Origin of the sequence: Serratia sp. CY83965, assembly GCF_052166375.1 — a bacterium.
Lineage (GTDB): Bacteria > Pseudomonadota > Gammaproteobacteria > Enterobacterales > Enterobacteriaceae > Serratia > Serratia marcescens.
In genome coordinates this window covers 103,165-122,300 of sequence record NZ_JBJNOV010000009.1, presented here as the reverse complement: position 1 = coordinate 122,300, position 19,136 = coordinate 103,165, and the positions used below count along the sequence as shown (strand labels likewise).

20 protein-coding genes and 1 pseudogene are annotated in these 19,136 nt (G+C 59.4%); 5 read left to right on the top strand and 16 right to left on the bottom strand.

All coding sequences use genetic code 11. The features are described from left to right. Positions 1–103: 103 nt before the first annotated feature. From potE to speFL, 3 genes are all read right to left on the bottom strand, one after another. Positions 104–1,420, bottom strand: coding sequence for a putrescine-ornithine antiporter (gene potE, locus ACJ8PL_RS17115; RefSeq protein WP_025305085.1), 1,317 nt, complete (start codon positions 1,418–1,420; stop codon positions 104–106). A 62-nt stretch (positions 1,421–1,482) separates the two neighbouring features. Next, positions 1,483–3,645, bottom strand: coding sequence for an ornithine decarboxylase SpeF (speF, locus tag ACJ8PL_RS17110; protein WP_079451155.1), 2,163 nt, complete (start codon positions 3,643–3,645; stop codon positions 1,483–1,485). A gap of 275 nt (positions 3,646–3,920) precedes the next feature. Beyond that, positions 3,921–4,025, bottom strand: a complete 105-nt coding sequence (speFL, locus tag ACJ8PL_RS17105; RefSeq protein ID WP_004933443.1) for a leader peptide SpeFL — start codon at positions 4,023–4,025, stop codon at positions 3,921–3,923. 433 nt (positions 4,026–4,458) lie between these two features. On the opposite strand from speFL, the gene ACJ8PL_RS17100 reads away from it, so the two are divergent. Together ACJ8PL_RS17100 and ACJ8PL_RS17095 are read left to right on the top strand one after the other, a co-directional pair. Next, complete coding sequence (locus tag ACJ8PL_RS17100) at positions 4,459–4,899, top strand: YhbP family protein (protein WP_015376428.1); 441 nt, start codon at positions 4,459–4,461, stop codon at positions 4,897–4,899. Between the two features lie 30 nt (positions 4,900–4,929). Then, a complete protein-coding gene (locus ACJ8PL_RS17095) occupies positions 4,930–5,562 on the top strand; it encodes an NAD(P)H-binding protein (protein ID WP_028127579.1) in 633 nt (210 codons plus the stop codon). On the opposite strand, the gene phnP is transcribed toward ACJ8PL_RS17095, so the two are convergent. Genes phnP through phnF form a run of 11 tightly spaced genes read right to left on the bottom strand, consistent with a single transcriptional unit; the run spans position 5,519 to position 13,825 of the window. After that, complete coding sequence (phnP, locus tag ACJ8PL_RS17090) at positions 5,519–6,301, bottom strand: phosphonate metabolism protein PhnP (RefSeq protein WP_079451154.1); 783 nt, start codon at positions 6,299–6,301, stop codon at positions 5,519–5,521. The two genes, ACJ8PL_RS17095 and phnP, sit on opposite strands and share 44 nt — an antisense overlap. A gap of 15 nt (positions 6,302–6,316) precedes the next feature. Beyond that, positions 6,317–6,919, bottom strand: a complete 603-nt coding sequence (locus tag ACJ8PL_RS17085; protein WP_442531301.1) for a DapH/DapD/GlmU-related protein — start codon at positions 6,917–6,919, stop codon at positions 6,317–6,319. Further along, complete coding sequence (phnN, locus tag ACJ8PL_RS17080; protein WP_079451152.1) at positions 6,916–7,485, bottom strand: ribose 1,5-bisphosphokinase; 570 nt, start codon at positions 7,483–7,485, stop codon at positions 6,916–6,918. The genes ACJ8PL_RS17085 and phnN overlap by 4 nt, the downstream gene beginning before the upstream one ends. Further along, positions 7,485–8,621 carry an alpha-D-ribose 1-methylphosphonate 5-triphosphate diphosphatase gene (gene phnM / locus ACJ8PL_RS17075; protein WP_033638888.1) on the bottom strand — a complete coding sequence of 379 codons (1,137 nt, stop codon included), beginning with the start codon at positions 8,619–8,621 and terminating at the stop codon, positions 7,485–7,487. Before phnM ends, phnN begins: the two co-directional genes overlap by 1 nt. After that, positions 8,621–9,325, bottom strand: a complete 705-nt coding sequence (gene phnL, locus ACJ8PL_RS17070; RefSeq protein ID WP_019453319.1) for a phosphonate C-P lyase system protein PhnL — start codon at positions 9,323–9,325, stop codon at positions 8,621–8,623. Before phnL ends, phnM begins: the two co-directional genes overlap by 1 nt. A 16-nt stretch (positions 9,326–9,341) precedes the next feature. Further along, positions 9,342–10,130 carry a phosphonate C-P lyase system protein PhnK gene (gene phnK / locus ACJ8PL_RS17065; RefSeq protein ID WP_079451151.1) on the bottom strand — a complete coding sequence of 263 codons (789 nt, stop codon included), beginning with the start codon at positions 10,128–10,130 and terminating at the stop codon, positions 9,342–9,344. Beyond that, the gene (locus ACJ8PL_RS17060) at positions 10,130–10,990 is read right to left on the bottom strand and encodes an alpha-D-ribose 1-methylphosphonate 5-phosphate C-P-lyase PhnJ (RefSeq protein WP_004933420.1); all 861 of its coding nucleotides are present in this window, start codon (positions 10,988–10,990) and stop codon (positions 10,130–10,132) included. The genes phnK and ACJ8PL_RS17060 overlap by 1 nt, the downstream gene beginning before the upstream one ends. Further along, positions 10,983–12,068 carry a carbon-phosphorus lyase complex subunit PhnI gene (locus ACJ8PL_RS17055; RefSeq protein ID WP_117187876.1) on the bottom strand — a complete coding sequence of 362 codons (1,086 nt, stop codon included), beginning with the start codon at positions 12,066–12,068 and terminating at the stop codon, positions 10,983–10,985. Before ACJ8PL_RS17055 ends, ACJ8PL_RS17060 begins: the two co-directional genes overlap by 8 nt. Continuing rightward, positions 12,068–12,649, bottom strand: a complete 582-nt coding sequence (gene phnH, locus ACJ8PL_RS17050; RefSeq protein WP_442531300.1) for a phosphonate C-P lyase system protein PhnH — start codon at positions 12,647–12,649, stop codon at positions 12,068–12,070. The genes ACJ8PL_RS17055 and phnH overlap by 1 nt, the downstream gene beginning before the upstream one ends. A 3-nt stretch (positions 12,650–12,652) precedes the next feature. Next, positions 12,653–13,096 carry a phosphonate C-P lyase system protein PhnG gene (phnG, locus tag ACJ8PL_RS17045; RefSeq protein ID WP_019453314.1) on the bottom strand — a complete coding sequence of 148 codons (444 nt, stop codon included), beginning with the start codon at positions 13,094–13,096 and terminating at the stop codon, positions 12,653–12,655. Continuing rightward, the gene (gene phnF / locus ACJ8PL_RS17040; protein ID WP_048325886.1) at positions 13,097–13,825 is read right to left on the bottom strand and encodes a phosphonate metabolism transcriptional regulator PhnF; all 729 of its coding nucleotides are present in this window, start codon (positions 13,823–13,825) and stop codon (positions 13,097–13,099) included. A gap of 227 nt (positions 13,826–14,052) precedes the next feature. Between phnF and ACJ8PL_RS17035 the strand changes: the two genes are divergently transcribed. From ACJ8PL_RS17035 to ACJ8PL_RS17025, 3 genes are all read left to right on the top strand, one after another. Next, on the top strand, positions 14,053–15,108 hold the full coding sequence (locus tag ACJ8PL_RS17035) for a permease (RefSeq protein ID WP_117287203.1): 1,056 nt from the start codon (positions 14,053–14,055) through the stop codon (positions 15,106–15,108). 44 nt (positions 15,109–15,152) lie between these two features. Then, positions 15,153–15,350, top strand: a complete 198-nt coding sequence (locus ACJ8PL_RS17030; RefSeq protein ID WP_442531299.1) for a hypothetical protein — start codon at positions 15,153–15,155, stop codon at positions 15,348–15,350. Between the two features lie 223 nt (positions 15,351–15,573). Further along, complete coding sequence (locus ACJ8PL_RS17025; protein ID WP_261420068.1) at positions 15,574–16,953, top strand: RES domain-containing protein; 1,380 nt, start codon at positions 15,574–15,576, stop codon at positions 16,951–16,953. A gap of 234 nt (positions 16,954–17,187) precedes the next feature. Here the strand turns inward: ACJ8PL_RS17025 and ACJ8PL_RS17020 are convergent, their stop codons facing one another. Next, positions 17,188–18,285, bottom strand: coding sequence for a CBS domain-containing protein (locus ACJ8PL_RS17020; protein WP_261420069.1), 1,098 nt, complete (start codon positions 18,283–18,285; stop codon positions 17,188–17,190). Between the two features lie 414 nt (positions 18,286–18,699). Next, positions 18,700–18,960: pseudogene (locus ACJ8PL_RS17015) on the bottom strand (4Fe-4S cluster-binding domain-containing protein); the annotation flags it as partial. Between the last annotated feature and the right edge of the window lie 176 nt (positions 18,961–19,136).

The following is a 19,136-nucleotide window of genomic DNA, read 5'->3' as shown; positions in this document are numbered from 1 at the left end:
TAGAGCGGCGTGGGCGACAGAGAGCATCGGCTGGCCAGGGTTGCGATGAGGTGATATTGCACCCCATCACAATCCCATCCCCGGCCGCCGGAGCCTTACCGCTTTACCCCTTTTTTCCCGCCAGCTCGAAGCGCGGCGAAACGATGCCGTACAGCGTCCAGCCGAGGAAGGTGGCGATGGCGCCCCACATCATCGCTTCTTCACCGGAGCTGTAGAGCGCATAGAAGCTGTACAGCGCGCCGATGCCGGCGATGATATTGGCGATGCGCGCCTTGTTGTCCGGCACCTTCGCCACTTTCTGAATAATGACCAGCGCCGCCATCGACAGGATGTAAGGGATGATGTTGGTCACCACCGCCAGGTTCACCAGCACGTTGAACTGCTTGTTCAGCGACGGGCTGATGGTCATCAGCGACAAACCGCTCTGGATGACGACGATGGTCAGCATGCCTTTAACCGGCGCGTCGGCCTTGCTCAGCTTGGAGAAGATTTTCGGGAAGAAGCCGCTGTCGGCGGAGGATTTGAACACCTGAGCGATGGTGAACTGCCAGCCGAGCAGCGAGCCGACGCAGGACATGACCATCAACGCCATGATGATCTTGCCGACCGTCGGGTTGAACATGTGGGAGAACGCCAGCCCGAACGGGGCGGTGGAGTTGGCCAGATCCATGTTCGGCACGATGCCGGCGATCACGTTGGTCGAAATGATATAGATCACCGCCGCGCTGAGGGTGCCGCCCAGTACGGCGATCGGCACGTTGCGCTCCGGGTTTTCCACCACGTCGGTGTTGGCGCAGGCGGATTCCAGCCCCAGGAACGCCCACAGGGTCATTGAGATGGAGGCGCCGATGGCTTCGAAGGTCGGCACCTGATGCGGGTTCCAGGCGGCGACGTAGGCGCTGCCGCTGAACCAGTACCAGCCGATGACCGAGATGCCCACCACCGGAATGATCACGCCCCAGACGGTGATGCCGCTGATTTTGCCGGTGATGCGCGCGCCGCCGAAGTTGGCGACGGTCGCCAGCCACAGCACGCCGATGGTGGCGATACAGATCCCGAGCGGGCTGAGCGTGGTGTCGAACAGCTCGGTGCCGTAGCCGACGGCGGAAATGGCGATGGCGATGTTGGCGATCAGCAGCGAAACGCCGTAGGTGTAGTTCGCCATGAAGTTGCCTGATTTACCGAAGGCGTATTCGGCGTAGCCGCCCATGCCGCCGGATTTACGGCTGAACATGCCGCATTTGGCGAAGGCGTAGGCCAGCGCCATCGAGCCGACGGCGGTCACCAGCCAGGAAACGATCGAAATCGTGCCCACTTCGGCCAGCTTGGTCGGCAGCATAATTATGCCGGAACCCATCATATTCACGGCGGTCAGGATCGTTAATTGCACGACCCCCATTTTATTATTGGACTTACTCATGATCATTTTCTCTTTTAGGATGCGATCCGGGCGGCGAGAATAATCGCCGCCCCGTAAGGTGATTAATTTTTCATGACGTAGCCGTAAGCGCGGTTCCAGCCGTCCTCATCCTGTTGGATATAAACGCCCTGCAATTCCGGCGCGAACCCCGGCAATAAATTGATGCCTTCTTCCAGTGCCAGGAAATAACGCTGCGCGGCGCCGCCCCAAATTTCACCGGGAACCACGCACAGCACGCCAGGCGGGTAAGGCAGGGCGCCTTCGGCGGCGATGCGGCCCTCGGCCTTGGCCAGCGACACCAATTCCACATTGCCGCGCACGAACTCGGTATTGGCGTCCTGCGGATTCATTACCACGCGCGGAAAATAACTTTTGCGGAACATCTCTTTTTGCAGTTCTTTAACGTCATAGCTGACGTAAAGATCGTGCATTTCCTGGCACAACTGGCGGATGGTGTAGTTTTTGTAGCGCTGCTCGTGGTTTTTATAGACCGCAGGCAGCACCTCGCTGAGCAGGGAGTTTTGCTCGATGTGCTTCTCGAAGCGGGCTATCAGGGCCACCAGGTGCTGCATCTTGGCGATGTCTTCCGCCGGCGTCAGCAGGAACAGGATCGAGTTGAGATCGCATTTTTCCGGCACGATGCCGTTTTCGCGCAGGTAGTTGGCCAGAATGGTCGCCGGGATGCCGAACTCGCTGTAGCTGCCGGTGGCGGTATCGATGCCCGGCGTGGTGAGCAGCAGCTTGCATGGATCGACGAAGTACTGCGACTCGGCATAGCCCTCAAAGGCGTGCCACTTCTCGCCGGGCACGAAGTTGAAGAAGCGCAGATCGTTGGCCATCGCCGCGGTGTCATAGGCCTGCCACGGCTTGCCGTCGATCTGATCCGGCACGAACGGTTTGATCATCGTGCAGGTATCCAGCAGCATTTTGCGCGCTTCGATACCCACGCGCACGCACTCCTGCCACAGGCGCTGGCCGCTTTTGCCCTCGTGCATCTTGGCGTTGACGTCCAGCGCGGCGAACAGCGGGTAGAACGGGCTGGTGGAGGCGTGCAGCATAAACGCGTTGTTGAAGCGCTTATGGTTGCAGTAGCGGCTCTGCCCCTTGATGTGCTTGTCTTTTTTGTGGATCTGCGAGGTCTGCGAGAAACCGGCCTGCTGCTTGTGCACCGACTGGGTGACGATGATGCCGGGATCGTTCTCGTTCAGCTCCAGCAGCAGCGGCGAGCAGTCTTTCATCATCGGAATGAACTGCTCATAGCCCACCCAGGCGGAGTCGAACAGGATGTAATCGCACAGGTGGCCAATCTTGTCGACCACCTGGCGGGCGTTGTAGATGGTGCCGTCGTAGGTGCCGAGCTGGATGATCGCCAGGCGGAACGGGCGGGCTTCGTTGGCGCGTTCCGGCGCCACTTCGCGGATCTGTTGGCGCAGGTAGCGTTCGTCGAAGCAGTGCGCGTCGATGCCGCCGATAAAGCCGAACGGGTTGCGCGCGGTTTCCAGATAAACCGGCGTGGCGCCGGCCTGGATCAACGCGCCGTGGTGGTTGGATTTATGGTTGTTGCGGTCGAACAGCACCAGATCGCCGCGCGTCAGCAGGGCATTGGTCGCCACCTTGTTCGAGGCCGAGGTGCCGTTGAGCACGAAGTAGGTCTTGTCGGCGTTGAACACCTTGGCGGCGTGCTGCTGTGCGGCGCAAGGCGCGCCTTCATGGATCAACAGATCGCCCAGTTTGACGTCGGCGTTGCACATGTCGGAGCGGAAAAGCGTTTCGCCGTAGAAGTCGAAGAACTGGCGGCCCGCCGGATGTTTGCGGAAGAACTCGCCGCCCTGGTGGCCGGGGCAGGCGAAAGTGGCGTTGCCCATTTCTACGTATTGCGTCAGCGTGTTGAAGAACGGCGGCAGCAGTTCGCTCTCATATTTGGCGGCGGCGGCCTCCAGCTGTTTGCCGTAAAACTGGGTATTCTTGCCGCACAGTTCAAACACACCGTGCAGCGCTGGCAAGACGGCGTTATCCAGCTCTTCTTCGCAGCAGACGGCGACGAACAGCGGAATGTTCAGGCCGTGTTCTTCGATGCGCGCCACCATGCCTTGCGCAACGTCCTCCACCGACAGCACGATGGCGGCGACGTCATTGAAATCGCTGTGATGCACATCGACGATGTCGCGTTCAGTTTCAAAGCAGCCGAGGGTTTGGGTGTTGGCGGCAATTTTTAAATTTTTCATTTTTCTCATTCTTCAGGCAAAGGCATTCCGCCGGCAAATAATTTAATTTGCCGCTAACGCCTTCACGAAAATAAAGGTGTACGAGAGCCCAGTGATGCCCTAAGACATTAACTGTGTTCTTTGTTTTATTTTTCTTGGAGGCTCTTTAACGGTATTAAAAATGTATTGCGCGCCCTTCCCGGTTTGCGGGGGAAAGACATTATCACCGGAGTGCGGAGAATAAAGTGAAACGCAAAGACACTCTTAACAACGGCGTAAGAGCGAGGGGGTGAGGGTTATCTGTAGTTGAAGAATGCGAAACTAAAGCAGCTGCGATGAGCCATCATCATAATATGGGTTGTGCGCCTGATGTGCGCCATTTTTCGGTTATTGTTTTCCATTTTCTAATCCACCTTGCTGAGTGAAAAGATGGCGCTATTTTAACGCAAGGCGGGCTAAAAATCGTGATTAAAGTCACATAAATGCCGGTTTTGATAAATAACTATTCATAAGTTATGCAGTGAATTGCATAAATCGTGTTCAGGGAGTCAACTGGGTATGTAAATAAATTGCTAATCGGTGCCGGACGTGTGCGCTAAATTTGCGTGTCGTCAGGATGAGAACAATAAAATCGCTCGATTAACCGGTTGCATAACGATCAAATAAATCCGCCTTGTATTTTTTATGTTATAAATCCGCTTTGGGCTTAAGTTAATAAAAATGCATTTATTGTGTTTTTATATTCAATTTTGTTTTTTGATGATTATCGTTATTTGTGACTCGCTTCAACAACGCAGGGTAAGATGAAGTGAGTGAACAGGGAGGCGAGTAACCTTGAATACCCCAGAACAACGGCAGCAGATTGCGGATTTCATCGGCAAGCAACACGTCTTGACGCTGTGCGCCGGCGACGGCCTCGACATGTGGTGCGCCAACTGTTTTTACGTGTTCGACGCCGCGACGATGGCGCTGTGGCTGATGACCGAACCGCACACCCGCCACGGCGGGCTGATGCTGAACAACGGCCGGGTGGTTGGCACCATCGCGCCGAAACCGAAAAGCATCGCGCTGATCCGCGGCGTGCAATACCGCGCCGAGGCGGTGCTGCTGAGCGGCGAAGAGGCCGAGGCGGCGCGCGCGCGTTACTGCAAGCGCTTCCCGATCGCCAGGGCGATGAAGGCCTCGGTATGGCGGTTGGATCTGCACGAGGTGAAGATGACCGACAACACCCTTGGTTTCGGCAAGAAGCTGCATTGGGCGCGGTCTATACTTTAAATCGACGTATTGATTACAACGGGAGATCGCATGGCGCGAGCATTGTTAGTCGGCGCAACCGGGCTGGTGGGGCGCGAATTGTTGCAGCTGTTGCAAAGCGATCCGCAGATAACGGCCATTGTGGCGCCGACGCGCACGCCGCTGCCGCCGCACGGCAAGCTGACCAACCCGGTCGGTGATGCGCTGTTCGAACTGCTGAGCGGCCTGCAGCAGCCGGTCGATCTGGTGTTCTGCTGCCTGGGCACCACCCGCCAGGCGGCGGGCAGCGCCGATGCCTTCCGCTACGTCGATTACCAACTGGTGGTGGAGAGCGCGCTGACTGGCCGCCGGTTGGGGGCACAGCACTGTCTGGTGGTGAGCGCGTTGGGTGCCAACGCGGATTCCACCTTCCTGTATAACCGCACCAAAGGCGAGATGGAGCAGGCGCTGCGCGAACAGCGCTGGCCGCGCCTGACGCTGGTGCGGCCTTCCATGCTGGTGGGGGATCGCCCTGCGCCGCGCCTGATGGAGCGCCTCACGCTGCCGCTGTTCAGGCTGCTGCCCGGCAAATGGCGCGCCGTCTCCGCCAAAGACGTGGCGCAAACGCTGCTGCAGCAGGCGTTCACGCCGGGCGAAGGGGTCAGGGTGCTGGAATCGGATCGGCTGCATTGCTACCGAGACTGACGCTGAGGTGATCGAACGCCAGCTCCAGGCCGGCGGGCAGCTCGTTGTCCAGCAGCCACCGATCGAGATGATGGCTGATGTGCGTCAGCAGCGTGCGCTTGGGCTGCAGCAACCGCTGCGTCTCCTGCGCGCGGGTCAGATCGTTGTGGTTGCGCGGCGCCTGCGGCTGAGGCGGCAGGCTGCAGTCGAGCACCAGCAGATCCAGCGCCACATTCTGCAGATAGTCGGCGGTGGCCGGCGGCAGGCCGACGGTGTCGGTCAGGTAGGCCAGTGAAGCGCCCGCCGCCTGGATCAGGTAGCCGTGGGTTAGCTTGGAGTGTTGCAGCGGCAGCGGGGTGATGCGCATGCCGCCCAGCTCGACGGTGGCGAAGGGCGCCAGCGGCGGCTGAAACGCCAGAATGCCAGGGTGTTTGAACAGGTCGTCGCAGCCCTGTTCATCCGGCGGACCATACACCGGAATGGAATTTCCGCACCCCCAACGCAAAGGAAATAACCCCTGAACGTGATCCATGTGGTAATGTGTCAGTAAAAAACGTTGAATTTGCCCCGCCGAAAATCGCCGCTCCAAAGCCGGCAATCCCGCATCCAATAAGGTCGTTTCCCCCTGATAGTTGAGCATGGCGCTGCACGCTCGCCGCCGAAATGCCGGCTCGCGCCGCGCCCGTTGGCAGATCGGGCAGTCGCAGCCGAACACCGGCACCTGCTGCGCGCCGCCGGTGCCGAGAAAGGTCAGTTGCATCGTTCCCCCCCTCCGTTAAAGGTACTTCTGCGCAAAGCGGTTGATGTCGCGAAAATCCGCCAGCCGCGCCTGCAGCGTGGCGTGATCCCAGTGCCACCACTGGCTGCGTTCGATACGCTCGATCAGCGCGTCGTCGAAGCGCATGCCGATCTTTTTGGCCGCCACGCCGGCGACGATGCTGTAAGGCTCCACCTCCTTGGTAACCACTGCCGCGCTGCCGATCACCGCGCCGTTGCCGACGCTGACGCCCGGCATCAGGATGGCGTTATGGCCGATCCACACGTCGTGGCCGACGGTGACATGGTGCTCGCGCCGCCAGTCGAAGAACGCCGCGTCGTCTTCCCCCAGCCCGTATTCGGAAGCGCGGTAGGTGAAGTGATGCTGCGCGATGCGCTGGTAGGTCGGGTGGTTGCCGGGATTGATGCGCGCATAGGAGGCGATGGAGACGAACTTGCCGATAGCGGCGTAAAAGATCTGGTTGTGCCCGGCGGTGTAGGAGTAGTCCCCCATCTCCACCTCTTCCAGGATCGCATCGTCGGCCAGGTGCACATATTGGCCAAGCCGGGTGCGGTTAAGGGTCACGTTGTCGCCGATTTTCGGCTGGGCAAAGTCGTTCATGGCGTCGCATCCTGAGCTTGTCGGGTGGCGGTAGGCAGCAGCGCCAGCAGCGCCGCCAGGGTATCGTCGAGTGGGCCGTCGTTGTGCAGCACCCGGCAGCCGGCGGGCAGACTCTGCTGATATTCCGCCGCCCGCGCCAGCCGCTGCTCGATCTGTTCAGCGCTTTCCCGCCCCCGATCCTGCAGGCGCCGGCGCAGGATCGCGGCGTTGACCTGCAGGCATACCGGCAGCAGCTGTGCACCGTAGCGCTGCTGCGCCTGCGGCAGGTGGGCGCGTGAACCGTTGACCGCTACGTCGATCCCCTGCAGCAGCCAAAGATCCACTTCGATCCCGAACGCGTAGCGCTGCTGGTGGGCCTGCCAGTCGAGCGCGAACAGCCCCTTGGCGCGGCGGCGCAGAAATTCGGCTTCGCTCAGCGCGATGTGATTCTCGCAGCCGGCGTCCGCCGGCCGGGTGATGTAACGGTGCGCCACCAGCGGCGCGCGGTCGGCGTCGGCCCGCAGCGCGGCCAGCAGGCTGTCCTTGCCTGCGCCGGAAGGCCCCATCAGATAGATGAGCCGCGCCATCAGAACACCTGCCTGCCCTGACGCCACACGTTCTGCACGTAAACGTGCTCGCCGTGCGGCCGCGCCAGCACCAGATCCGCCCGCAATCCTTCGGCGATGGCGCCGCGATCCTGCAGATCCAGCGCCCGCGCCGGGTTGCGGGTGATCATGCGCACCGCCTGGGGCAGATCGTAGGCGTTGCGCTCGTCCGCCGCGAGGCGAAACGCCGCGTCCAGCAGGCTGGCCGGGTAATAATCGGAAGAGAGAATATCCAGCACCCCCAGCGCCGCCAAGTGGTGCGCCGCCACGTTGCCGGAATGGGAGCCGCCGCGCACGATGTTCGGCGCGCCCATCAGCACCTGCAGGCCCTGCTGGTGCGAAGCGCGGGCGGCCGCCTCGGTGGTGGGGAACTCGGCGATGGCGCTGCCCAGCGCGCAGGATTCGGCCACGTGCGCGGCGGTGGCGTCGTCATGGCTGGCCAGCGAGATGCGGCGCGCGCGGCAGTGGGCGGCGATCGCCTCGCGGTTCGGCGCGGCCCAGCGGGCGGACAGGGCGACCTGCTGCGCCTCGTACTCGCTCATCTGCTGATCGTTGAGGTGGTATTTGCCCTGATAATATTCGCGGTACTTTTCGCGCGAGGCGAACTGGCGCTGGCCCGGCGAGTGGTCCATCAGCGACACCAGCGACACACCCGGCTTGTCCATCAGCTGTTCGAACAGCGGCAGCGTGCTCTCGTGCGGCAGCTCGCAGCGCAGGTGCAGCCGGTGCTCGGCGCGGTTCACCCCGGCGCGCTGGCTGTGGATCACCGCGTCGATCATCTTCTGCAGGTTTTCCAGCCGGTGGCCGCCGTCGCGCACGTCGCCGATCGCCACCGCGTCCAGCACCGTGGTGATGCCGTTGGCCACCATCAGCGCGTCGTGGCTGCTCATCGCCGAATGGGCCGGCCAGTCGACGTTCGGGCGCGGGGTAAAGAACTTGTCCAGGTTGTCGGTATGCAGCTCGATCAGCCCCGGCAGCAGCCAGCCGCCGTCGCCGTCCAGCGCCTGCGGCAGCCGGCTCGGGCCGTCGGCGAAGCTGCGGATCACGCCGTCCTGCATCTCCAGCGAGCCTTGCACCACCTGGTCATCCAGCACCAGCTTAACGTTATTGACGATCATCAGAGGGCCTCCAGCGCCTGCGGCGCCTGCATGTCATAAAGCCGGTCGGCGACCTGTCGGCGGACGCCTTCATCGTGAAAAATGCCGACGATCGCCGCGCCGCGCGCCTTGGCGCGTTCGATAAGCTGCACCACCGCCGCGCTGTTGCGGCTGTCGAGCGAAGCGGTCGGTTCGTCCAGCAACAGGATCGGGTAATCGACGATAAAACCGCGCGCGATGTTCACCCGCTGCTGCTCGCCGCCGGAGAAGGTGGACGGCGCCAGCGGCCACAGGCGCTGCGGCACGTTGAGCGCGGCGAGCAGCGCTTCGGCGCGTTCGCGGCACTCGGCGCGCTCGACGCCCTGTTCCAGCAGCGGCTGCATCACCACCTCCAGCGCGCTGATGCGCGGGATCACCCGCAGGAACTGGCTGACCCAGCCCAGCGTATGGCGGCGCACCGCCAGAATCTGGCGCGCGTCGGCGCTGACCATGTCCAGCCAGTCGCCCTGGTGGTTGATCCAGATATGGCCGCTGTCCGGCAGGTAGTTGGCGTACAGCGAGCGCAGCAGGGTGGATTTGCCGCTGCCGGAGTGGCCGTGCAGCACCACGCATTCGCCGCCGTGGACCGTCAGGTTGGCGTCGTGCAGCACCGGCAGGCGGGTGCCGTACTGCTGATGCAGCACAAAGGTTTTACTGAGATGTTCAACTCGGATTTGCATAGTCATCTGTTATCGCCTTGGGTTACGACAGCACCGAAGAAACCAGCAGCTGGGTGTAAGGATGGTGCGGATCGTCGAGCACCCGATCGGTCAGGCCGCTCTCCACCACTTCGCCCTGTTTCATCACCAGCAGGCGGTGGGCCAGCAGCCGCGCCACGCCGAGATCGTGGGTGACGATCACCGCCGCCAGCTGCATCTCCACCACCAGGTTGCGCAGCAGATCGAGCAGGCGCGCCTGCACCGACACGTCCAGCCCGCCGGTCGGCTCATCCATAAACACCAGCTTGGGGTGGGTGACCAGGTTGCGGGCGATCTGCAGCCGCTGCTGCATGCCGCCGGAGAAGGTGGTCGGCAGATCGTCGAGGCGCGACAGCGGGATTTCGACGTCTTCCAGCCACTGGCCGGCCTGGCGGCGAATGTCGCCATAGTGGCGCTGGCCGATGGCCATCAGCCGCTCGCCGATGTTGCCGCCGGCGGAGACCTGCGGCCGCAGCCCGTCGAGCGGGTGCTGGTGCACCACGCCCCAGTCGGTGCGCAGCAGGCGGCGGCGATCGCTCTCCGCCATGGCGTACAGATCGTGTTCCTGGTCCGCCTGCGGGCGGTAAAGGATCTGCCCGCGCTGCGGCGCCAGCCGCGCCGAGATCGACTTCAGCAGCGTGGTTTTGCCGGAGCCGGATTCGCCGACGATGCCCAGCACTTCACCGGGGTAGATGTCGAACGACACGTCGCTGAAGCCCTTGCTGGGGGCGTACAGGTGGGTGAGCCGCTTCACCGACAGCAGCGGGGTGGTGCTCAATGGGGTGGAAGTCATCAGTGCTGCGCCTCTTGCGAAGATTGCGCCAGCTGCTGCCGGCAGTAGTCGGTGTCCGAACAGACGAACATGCGGTTGCCCCGATCGTCGAGCACCACCTCGTCCAGATAGCTGTGGCGCGAGCCGCACAGCGCGCAGGGTTCGTCCCACTGCTGCACGCTGAACGGATGGTCGTCGAAGTCCAGGCTCTCCACCTTGGTGAACGGCGGCAGGGCGTAGATGCGTTTCTCGCGCCCGGCGCCGAACAGCTGCAGCGCCGGCATCATGTGCATTTTCGGGTTGTCGAATTTCGGGATCGGCGACGGATCCATCACGTAGCGATCGTTGACCTTCACCGGGTAGGCGTAGGTGGTGGCGATATGGCCGTAGCGCGCGATGTCTTCATACAGCTTCACCTGCATCACGCCATACTCCTCCAGCGCGTGCATCTTGCGGGTCTCGGTTTCGCGCGGTTCGATAAAGCGCAGCGGCTCCGGGATCGGCACCTGATAGATCAGGATCTGGTCTTCGCGCAGCGCGGTTTCCGGAATGCGGTGACGGGTCTGGATTAGGGTGGCCTCCGGCGTGCGTTCGGTGGTTTCCACCCCGGCGACGCGCTGGAAGAAGCGGCGGATCGACACCGCGTTGGTGGTGTCGTCGGCGCCCTGGTCGATCACCTTCAGCACGTCGGCGCGGCCGATGACGCTGGCGGTGAGTTGAATGCCGCCGGTGCCCCAGCCGTAGGGCATCGGCATCTCGCGGCCGCCGAACGGCACCTGATAGCCGGGGATCGCCACCGCCTTCAGGATAGCGCGGCGGATCATGCGCTTGGTCTGCTCGTCCAGATAACCGAGGTTATAGCCGGTCAATACTTCACTCATCGCGGGCCTCCTGACGCTCGCTGTATTCCTGCCGCAGCCGCTTGAGCAGTTCCAGTTCGGCCTGGAAGTCGACGTAGTGCGGCAGCTTGAGATGGGAGACGAAGCCGGCGGCCTCGACGTTGTCGGCGTGGGCCAGCACGAACTCTTCGTCCTGCGCCGGGCCGGCGACGCCTTCGCCGTAGTCCGGGCTCTGCAATGCGCGATCCACCAACGCCATCGCCATCGCCTTACGCTCGGCGCGGCCGAACACCAGCCCGTAACCGCGGGTGAAGTGCGGCGGGTGGTCCTTGGGATCGACGAAGCCGTTGACCATTTCGCACTCGGTCAGCAGGATGTCGCCGATATCGATGGCGAAACCGAGCTCTTCAGGCACGATCTCCACCGAAACGTGGCCGGTGCGGATCTCGCCGGCGAACGGGTGGTTGCGGCCGTAGCCGCGCTGGGTGGCGTAGCCGAGCGCCAGCAGGAAGCCTTCGTCGCCGCGCACCAGCTGCTGCAAGCGCGCCGAGCGCGAGCAGGGGTAGACCGGTGGGTTGCGGGTGATGTCGTCCGGCGCGCTGCCGTCGTCCTGTTCCTCCCGCGCCAGTTGCTGTCGACACAACAGATCGAACACGTGGCTGCAGTTGTCCGGCAGCGGTTCGTCGGCCTGCGGCGCGCGCGGCGCCTCGCCTTCCGCCAGCAGCGCGAAGTCCAGCAGCCGGTGAGTGTAGTCGTAGGTCGGCCCCAGTACCTGCCCGCCGGGCAAGTCCTTGTAAACCGCCGAGATGCGCCGCTCCAGCCGCATGTTTTCGCTGGCCAGCGGCTCACTGACCGCCAGGCGCGGCAGGGTGGTGCGATAGGCGCGCAGCAGGAAGATCGCCTCCACCAGATCGCCGCTGGCCTGTTTGATGGCCAGCGCCGCCAGCTCGCGATCGTAGATGCCGCCTTCGGTCATCACCCGATCCACCGCCAGCCCCAGCTGCTGTTCAATTTGTTCCGCGCCGATCGCCGGCAGCGCCTCGTCGCCGCGCCGCAGCTGTTCCTGCAGCTGATGGGCGGCCTCAATGGCTTTTTCGCCCCCTTTTACCGCTACGTACATCAGCACACCTCCACGTGGGTGGTCCGCGGGATCGCCAGCAGGCGATCGCCGCAGGTCAGCAAAATATCCAGCCCCAGCGGGAAGCGCTGCGGACGGTTGACCAGGTAATCGAGCAGCGCCGGCGGCAGGCGCGGCGCAATCAGGCGATGATTCTCGATGCCGGGGCCGGTCAGGCGCAGCGCGGCGCCGTTCTCCAGCTCAGCAAGCTGCACCACCACCGTGGCGCCGAACTCCGGCGAGATTTCAGTGCCGTGCGGCAACGCCTGCAGATCGGCGGCCTGCAGCTGCTCATCGAACAGGGCAAAACAGACCTCCTGCGCCGTGGCGGCCAACGGCGCGCCGCTGTGAAAACGAATGTTTGTTAGCACTTGCTCACTTTTAAGCGCCGCACACAGCTGCAGCGGCGTTTCCTGATCGGCCAGCGTCAGCAGCGCGGCGGTGCTGGCGGCGTTCAGCGGCGCCCAGGCCGGGCCGGCCGGCAGCGCCACCCGGTGGCCCGGTTCGCTCAAGGCTTTAAGAATCAAACGAAAAGCGTGCTGCGATTGGTCTATCGGTTGTTCAAAACCGGTCAATAAACTCATGGCTTAATCCCCTCGCACCAGCGTAAAGAAGTCCACCCGGCTGGCGGCGATCGCCCGGGCGCGCAGCTGGCGCTGTTCGTGCTGCAGCGCGGCCAACGGCGCGATCAGCTGTTGTTGCAGGCGTTCGCCGTGTTCCGGCTGTTGCAGCAGCGCATCGGCCAGCGCGCACAGCTCGGCGTGCGCCTTGTCGCGCCCGGCGATATAGCTGTAGCCGTAGCCGCCGTTGTCCAGCTGCACCACCGCACGGGTGACCGTCATGTCCCCCAACACGAAGCGGCGGCCGGTGGCGCCCATGCGTCCCTGCAGCTGGGCCAGGCCGATTTCCGGCGCGCGGATGCTGCGGTAACCCGGGCTGAGGTTCAGCGCCTGCCAGTGGCTGCGCAGCTGCTCGGGCCGGCTGTGCGCCAGCACCGACATCCAGCGTTGTCTCGACTCTAAGGCTTGCATTCAGTGCTCCATCGTCAGTTCAATCATGTCGGCACGGGCCAGGCTGACGGAGTATTCCGCCACGTCTTCGCCGCCGCTGCGGACGTTAAGGGTGCGCACGCACAGCAGCGGCGCGTGGGTGGCGATCTCCAGCAGCCGGCTCTCTTTGGCCTGCGCGCGGCGCGCGCTGATGCGCGTCTGGCGGCGGGCCAGCGGCTGCTGGAGGTGCTGTTCGATAAACTGGTGCAGCGAACCGCTGTGGAACTGCTGTAGCGCCGGCCACCACTCCAGATCGGGCAGATAGTGGTCGATCACGCTCATCGGCACGCCGTTGACCCGGCGCAGGGTGCGCAGGTGGATCACCATTTCGCCTTCTTCACGCGAGAGCGCGCTGGCGACATGCCCATTGCACGGGCGCAAGACAGCGAGTAAGCGCTCACTGGTGGGGTGGCTGCCCTGCTCGAACAGGTTCTGGCTGAAGCGGGTATTGGCGTGCAGCGGGTAGTCGTAAGGCCGCATCAGCACCAGAATGCCGACGCCGTGGCGGCGCTGCAGCCAGCCGCGCTCCACCAGCTGATCCACCGCGCGGCGCAGGGTGTGGCGATTGACCTGGTAACGCTCGGCCAGCTGCTGTTCCGAAGGCAGGTAGTCGCCGCAGCGGTACTGCGTGCGCAGCTCCTGTTCCAACTGCGCGGCGATCTGCTGATAGCGGGTGGGGTAAGTGGTCGGATGTCTAGATAACTCCATCATAATAAAAACCTCGTCATGCTGATGGCGGTGCGATGAAGGCGGAAGCGGTGCGTTTCATCGGGCGTCTACCCTGTGGTTTTCTCGTCGGCATCATGGTGACGGGCGCAGATGACAATCGCGTTACGCGTCGGTGGCGAACAGATGAACTATTTAGGACAGCCCGGGCGTGCACGGGCGGCGGCGGCGCGCTATGCTGGCGCCTTTGTTGACTGACTCTGGCCGCTACCATGCCGCAATCTCTGAATGCCCCTGAACACGCCCCACGCGCCTGGCCGCTGTGGAAACCGATCCTGTTTCTGCTGGTGGTGGCCGTTGGCCTCTACTACGTCAAATGGCAGCCTTACTACGGCAAGGCCTTCGTGGCGGCGGACAGCCACTCGATCGGCAAATCTATCCTGGCCGACGGCGCCGCGAGCCCCTGGCTGGCGGCCTGGCAGTACGCGCTGGTCTACTTCACCGCGGTGTGGAAGGCGGCGCTGCTCGGCGTGCTGTTAGGCTCGCTGGTGCAGGTGCTGATCCCGCGCGACTGGCTGGCGCGCACGCTCGGCCACCGGCGTTTTTCCGGCACCGTGCTGGGGGCGCTGATCGCGCTGCCGGGCATGATGTGCACCTGCTGCGCCGCACCGGTTGCCGCCGGCATGCGCCGCCAGTCGGTATCCAGCGGCGCCGCGCTGGCCTTTTGGCTCGCCAACCCGGTATTGAACCCGGCGACGCTGGTGTTCATGGGATTTGTGCTCGGTTGGCCGTTCGCCGCCATCCGTCTGGTGGCGGGCGTGGTGATGGTGCTGGGCATCGCCTGGCTGGTGCAGCGCGTGACCGCCAACGATCCGCAGCCCGCCGCGCCGCAGCCGCCGGTGATGATGGCGCAGAGCGACGAGCAGCCGTTCCTCGCCCGCTGGGGCAAAGCGCTGTGGGCGCTGTTTTGGTCGACCATCCCGATCTACGTGCTGGCGGTGCTGGCGCTGGGCGCGGCGCGGGTCTGGCTGTTCCCGCACGCCGACGGCGCCGTCGACAATAGCCTACTGTGGATCATCGGTCTGGCGATCGTCGGCTGCCTGTTTGTTATCCCCACCGCGGCGGAAATCCCGATCGTACAGACCATGATGCTGGCGGGCATGGGCGCAGGCCCGGCGCTGGCGCTGCTGATGACCCTGCCGGCGGTCAGTCTACCTTCGCTGCTGATGCTCAACAAAGCCTTCTCCGCCCGCGCGCTGTGCCTGACGGCGGCGTTGGTGGCGCTGTGCGGCGCACTGACCGGCGTGGTGGGGATGGGGTTGGTGTAACTTACCGCTGCTGCTGAGTGGCCCGATGCTGTCTCAAGGAGGAGATGGAAATGGAACAGCGGAATAAACCTGAAATGGATGTCGAGGCGATGTTCTTGGAGCAAGCGTTGCGTGAAAGGGTGGATGCCGCCTTTGAACGCTTAAGAAACGGCACCGCGGTTTATCTCAGCCATTCGGAGGTAGAAAAACGAATGGCTATATTTAAGGCGAAAATCTGGGGGCGTTATTGGCGAGGGTGTTGAGGGGGGGGGCGTTCAGAGCGGGGTTGGCAGCGTTTACGGGGAGTAGGTCACTGGCCGTTAGTTTTGAGCGAGAAGCGGAAGTTCGTAATTATTATCAGTACAGCGCATTACTAATTATTTTTACACTGAAAGCATTGAGGTGAGAAGGGGTGTTCCATGCTTGATTTAATTATAAAATTGCAGGAAAGTGACCTTGTATCAGCTGATGATGAGTGGGTAAAAAATGTGGGAAGATAAGTATATTTGTCATAAATGCGTGAGCGATAAATATGTCATGCAGCATATAAGGAAAACCGGAAGTAACGGTCAGATTTGCTCTTACTGCAAAAGGAAGCGTAAAAATATCCACCTCGAATATATCCTCAGGATGATGAATGAGGTTTTTGAATACTACTATGATATGTATGAGGATATATATGATTCCGGGCGCGGTGATAGCGCGCAGGATGTCATCTGCGGAGAACTGGGCGTCGAATGGGACGTAGCTGAAGATATTTATCAATTTCTTTGTGATGAATATAATCCACATAACGATTATGACTACATCCGGTATAATGATGGGTTTGTTTATCGGCATATAAATCACTATAGCGGAGAGCTTGCACATACCTGGAGTAAAGCCACTGACTCCCTTATGAAAGAAACACGATATTTTAACCGTGAAGTTAATGATTTCCTGGATTCACTTTTCAGTGATATCGATAAACTAAAAAACAGAGACAGTAATTCACCGATAAAAACTCTGACTGATGAAGTTCATCTTTTTCGTGCAAGGGTCTTTGAGGACCAAGAGGAAGTAAAGCAAGCTTTGGAGCAGCCCGAGAAAAATTTTGGACCTCCCCCAACAACTTTGGCGCGGTCGGGCCGTATGAACGCACAGGGGATTTCAGTATTTTACGGTGCAACCTCAGTGAATGTGGCAATTGCTGAAGTAAGGCCGCCCGTCGGCAGTATTGTAGTAACGGCCTGTTTTGTACCGTTACGCGAGCTAAAAGTGCTGGACATTTCTGCCCTTGACTCGCTTAGTTTCGGCTCGGGTAGTAAATTTGATCCTCAGACTCGCAAAACCAGTGAGCGCGCGATTTTTTTCAGTACGCTTTCCCGTAAGCTGACGCTCCCTACTTTTGGAAAAAGGCAGGACAGTGATTACCTCATCACCCAAGTGGTTGCCGATTACCTCGGTGACCGAAATAAATTCAAGCTTGATGGTGTCAGCTTTAAATCTACCCAGGTAGATGCCAACGGTGAGGATGCTGAGACAGGATATAATATCGTTCTGTTTAATAAGTCTTCCGGCGTCAGGCATGCCGCAGATAAATCTCGCCGATATAATGTCGAGATGTATGAACACATCGAAGATGACCAGTATGCTTTTGTTCCGGAAATTCAGTTGATAGTTGAGGAAAAAATAAAACCGAGATATATGGGTTCATTTTCATCCTCGCATGACGCAAATGATGTACTACTGATGAAAACCAACAGTATGACTTATCATAAAATTACTGGTGTAAAATACCAAACAAATGAAACGGAGATTCATCAGGGAGATAGCGTTAGAAAACAAGAGCCACCTCAGAAATTCGATGACCTGATGGACTTCTGATCATCCGTTACATCAGGGTAAACCATTATTAAAGATGATGTGAGGGCACTTAAGGAAGGAACTCACCCTGTGTCGCCGGTATCGCGTTACTGGCGTCCCTTGATGCCAAGCGGACAGATTGGTGAACAGACACGTCTGTTTTGAGCGAGGAGCGGAAGTTGACAGTTGATCTCGCACCCAAATAGTCGCATTACTAACATTGCTGCGTGTTAATCAACAGGGAGCAGGTCACTCTTATTTTCTTGATAAGCTTTGTATAGTATGAATAAACCTTACAAAGTTATGAAGAAGCTCGTGATTTTCCTCTGATATACCATCTGGATCAAAGTGCATCACGTCGTTACGAATTATTCTGACCTTGTCGAGCTCTTTAGTAAAGATTTTCTTATCTATTTGAAGTTCGGTTTTTTTCCACAATTCTGGATTTTCAAAAAGTCGTATATATTCCCCAAAGGTTAAATCTGCGACCGACTCTATAACCCGTTCGCTGTCAGATGGATTAACGATGCTAACAAGCTCATCTTTCGTAAATTTTCCATCTATCAGCTTACGAATATGATTTTCGATTTCAGATAGTAAAAGAAAAGGTTCTGACAACTGTCTGAACTGAGAACTAAGATCGGTAGTAGTTATAATCCCACTAATTCTTTGATCAGAAGATCGCACTAATACGTAAGCATACTCAATAATTCTAGGTAGTGCAGAAAAAATAGAGTCGCTGGCGTTTATTTCCCTGTGTGGCTTCATATAATCACGCACAACCGCAGATTCAGATTTGGTCAACGCTAGTTTTGGAGCAATGCTTTCCCAACTAATAACACCTTTAACATCTCGCTCGCTGGTCATAACGGGTAGTTGAGAGTAGTCATGCCGCAACATCAATGTGATGGCTTCTGTTAATGTGGCGTCAGGTTTCACGGTCACTAGCTTAACATCCGATGCTTCGAGTCGACTAACACGGAAGGCTGGCTCGGAAACTGCACCGGAAATTAGTTCATCTTGCGGCTGAAATACTGTTTCAGGTGTAGCCAATTCGGCGTTACTTGATTCGGTTGCCTCGCCTAAGCATTCACCTGCTTCATGGGTCGTTGCGTCATTCCCCGGAGATGCATAGATAGTAATTTTTGCATCCAGCGGCACACTATCAAAATCAGGTTCGGTTTTAACTCCTAAGCTTTCTAATGCTTTGCGAATTTTGTACGCAACCATGTAGCCTCGACGCTCTGCGCCAAACCAGCTTATGAATTCTCGCACTGATATTGGGTTTGGGGACATACCGTCTTTTAGTTCACGAAGGATTTCGTTAAGTCTTTCTCGATTTTCTACTGCCATAAAATTTTCTCCATGTAGGTTGGCGGCTACTGTTAGCTTTCAGTCTTGATTCAGGCTTCTCACGCTTTTTTTTAAATCTGGACAACGAGGCTGCATTGACTTTTTCAGCTCACCTCAGATTGCACCATCCCATACAAATAGCTCAGATTCCTAATGTTCAGTATAAGGAGGCCAGAAAACGAATTGCCCTTACCGCTAGTACCAGCGCGTTGAGTTTAGTAGATGCCTTATTCATTTAGAATTTGATAAAAATACAAGACTCGGACAACAAGCTTCAATATTAATCGTTATTTTTCCACTCGAGGCTCACTGTCCGTTTCTGGCACAAAGCCACCTATCAGATCAGGTTTAGCTCTGACCGTAGCTGTGTCAGCCGACTCTGGATTAACACACGTCGAGACACGAGTTATCAGCTCATCGCAACCTATGCACCACCTGGTTGCTGCTGCCGCGCCAGATCAGCGCCGGATCTTTCAAATCCTGCACGAACTTGCCGTCGATCAGCACGTTGATCCTGTCCACCACCTGCATTTGCTGCGCGTCCAGCTCCGCCAGCAAGTAGCCGGTCCACAGCCGGATATCTTTACCGGTGCATTCGGCGCGCACCCGTTTTACCCGCTATAAGATGCTCGTCGCGTTGGCCGGGTACAGCGGATCGCCGCCGGAGAGCGACAGCTCAACAGTTATATCCTTTTAATGTCTTGTGAACCAAGAAAAAAGTGTGTTATCGACTTACACACCTTAGCAAAAGGCTGCTATTCAAAGTCTTCAGCGCGGATTGGACTGACCCCACCCCGGTAGGCGATCGTACCCTACAGTGACTTTCCCGGTAATCACTTCTTGATTTTATC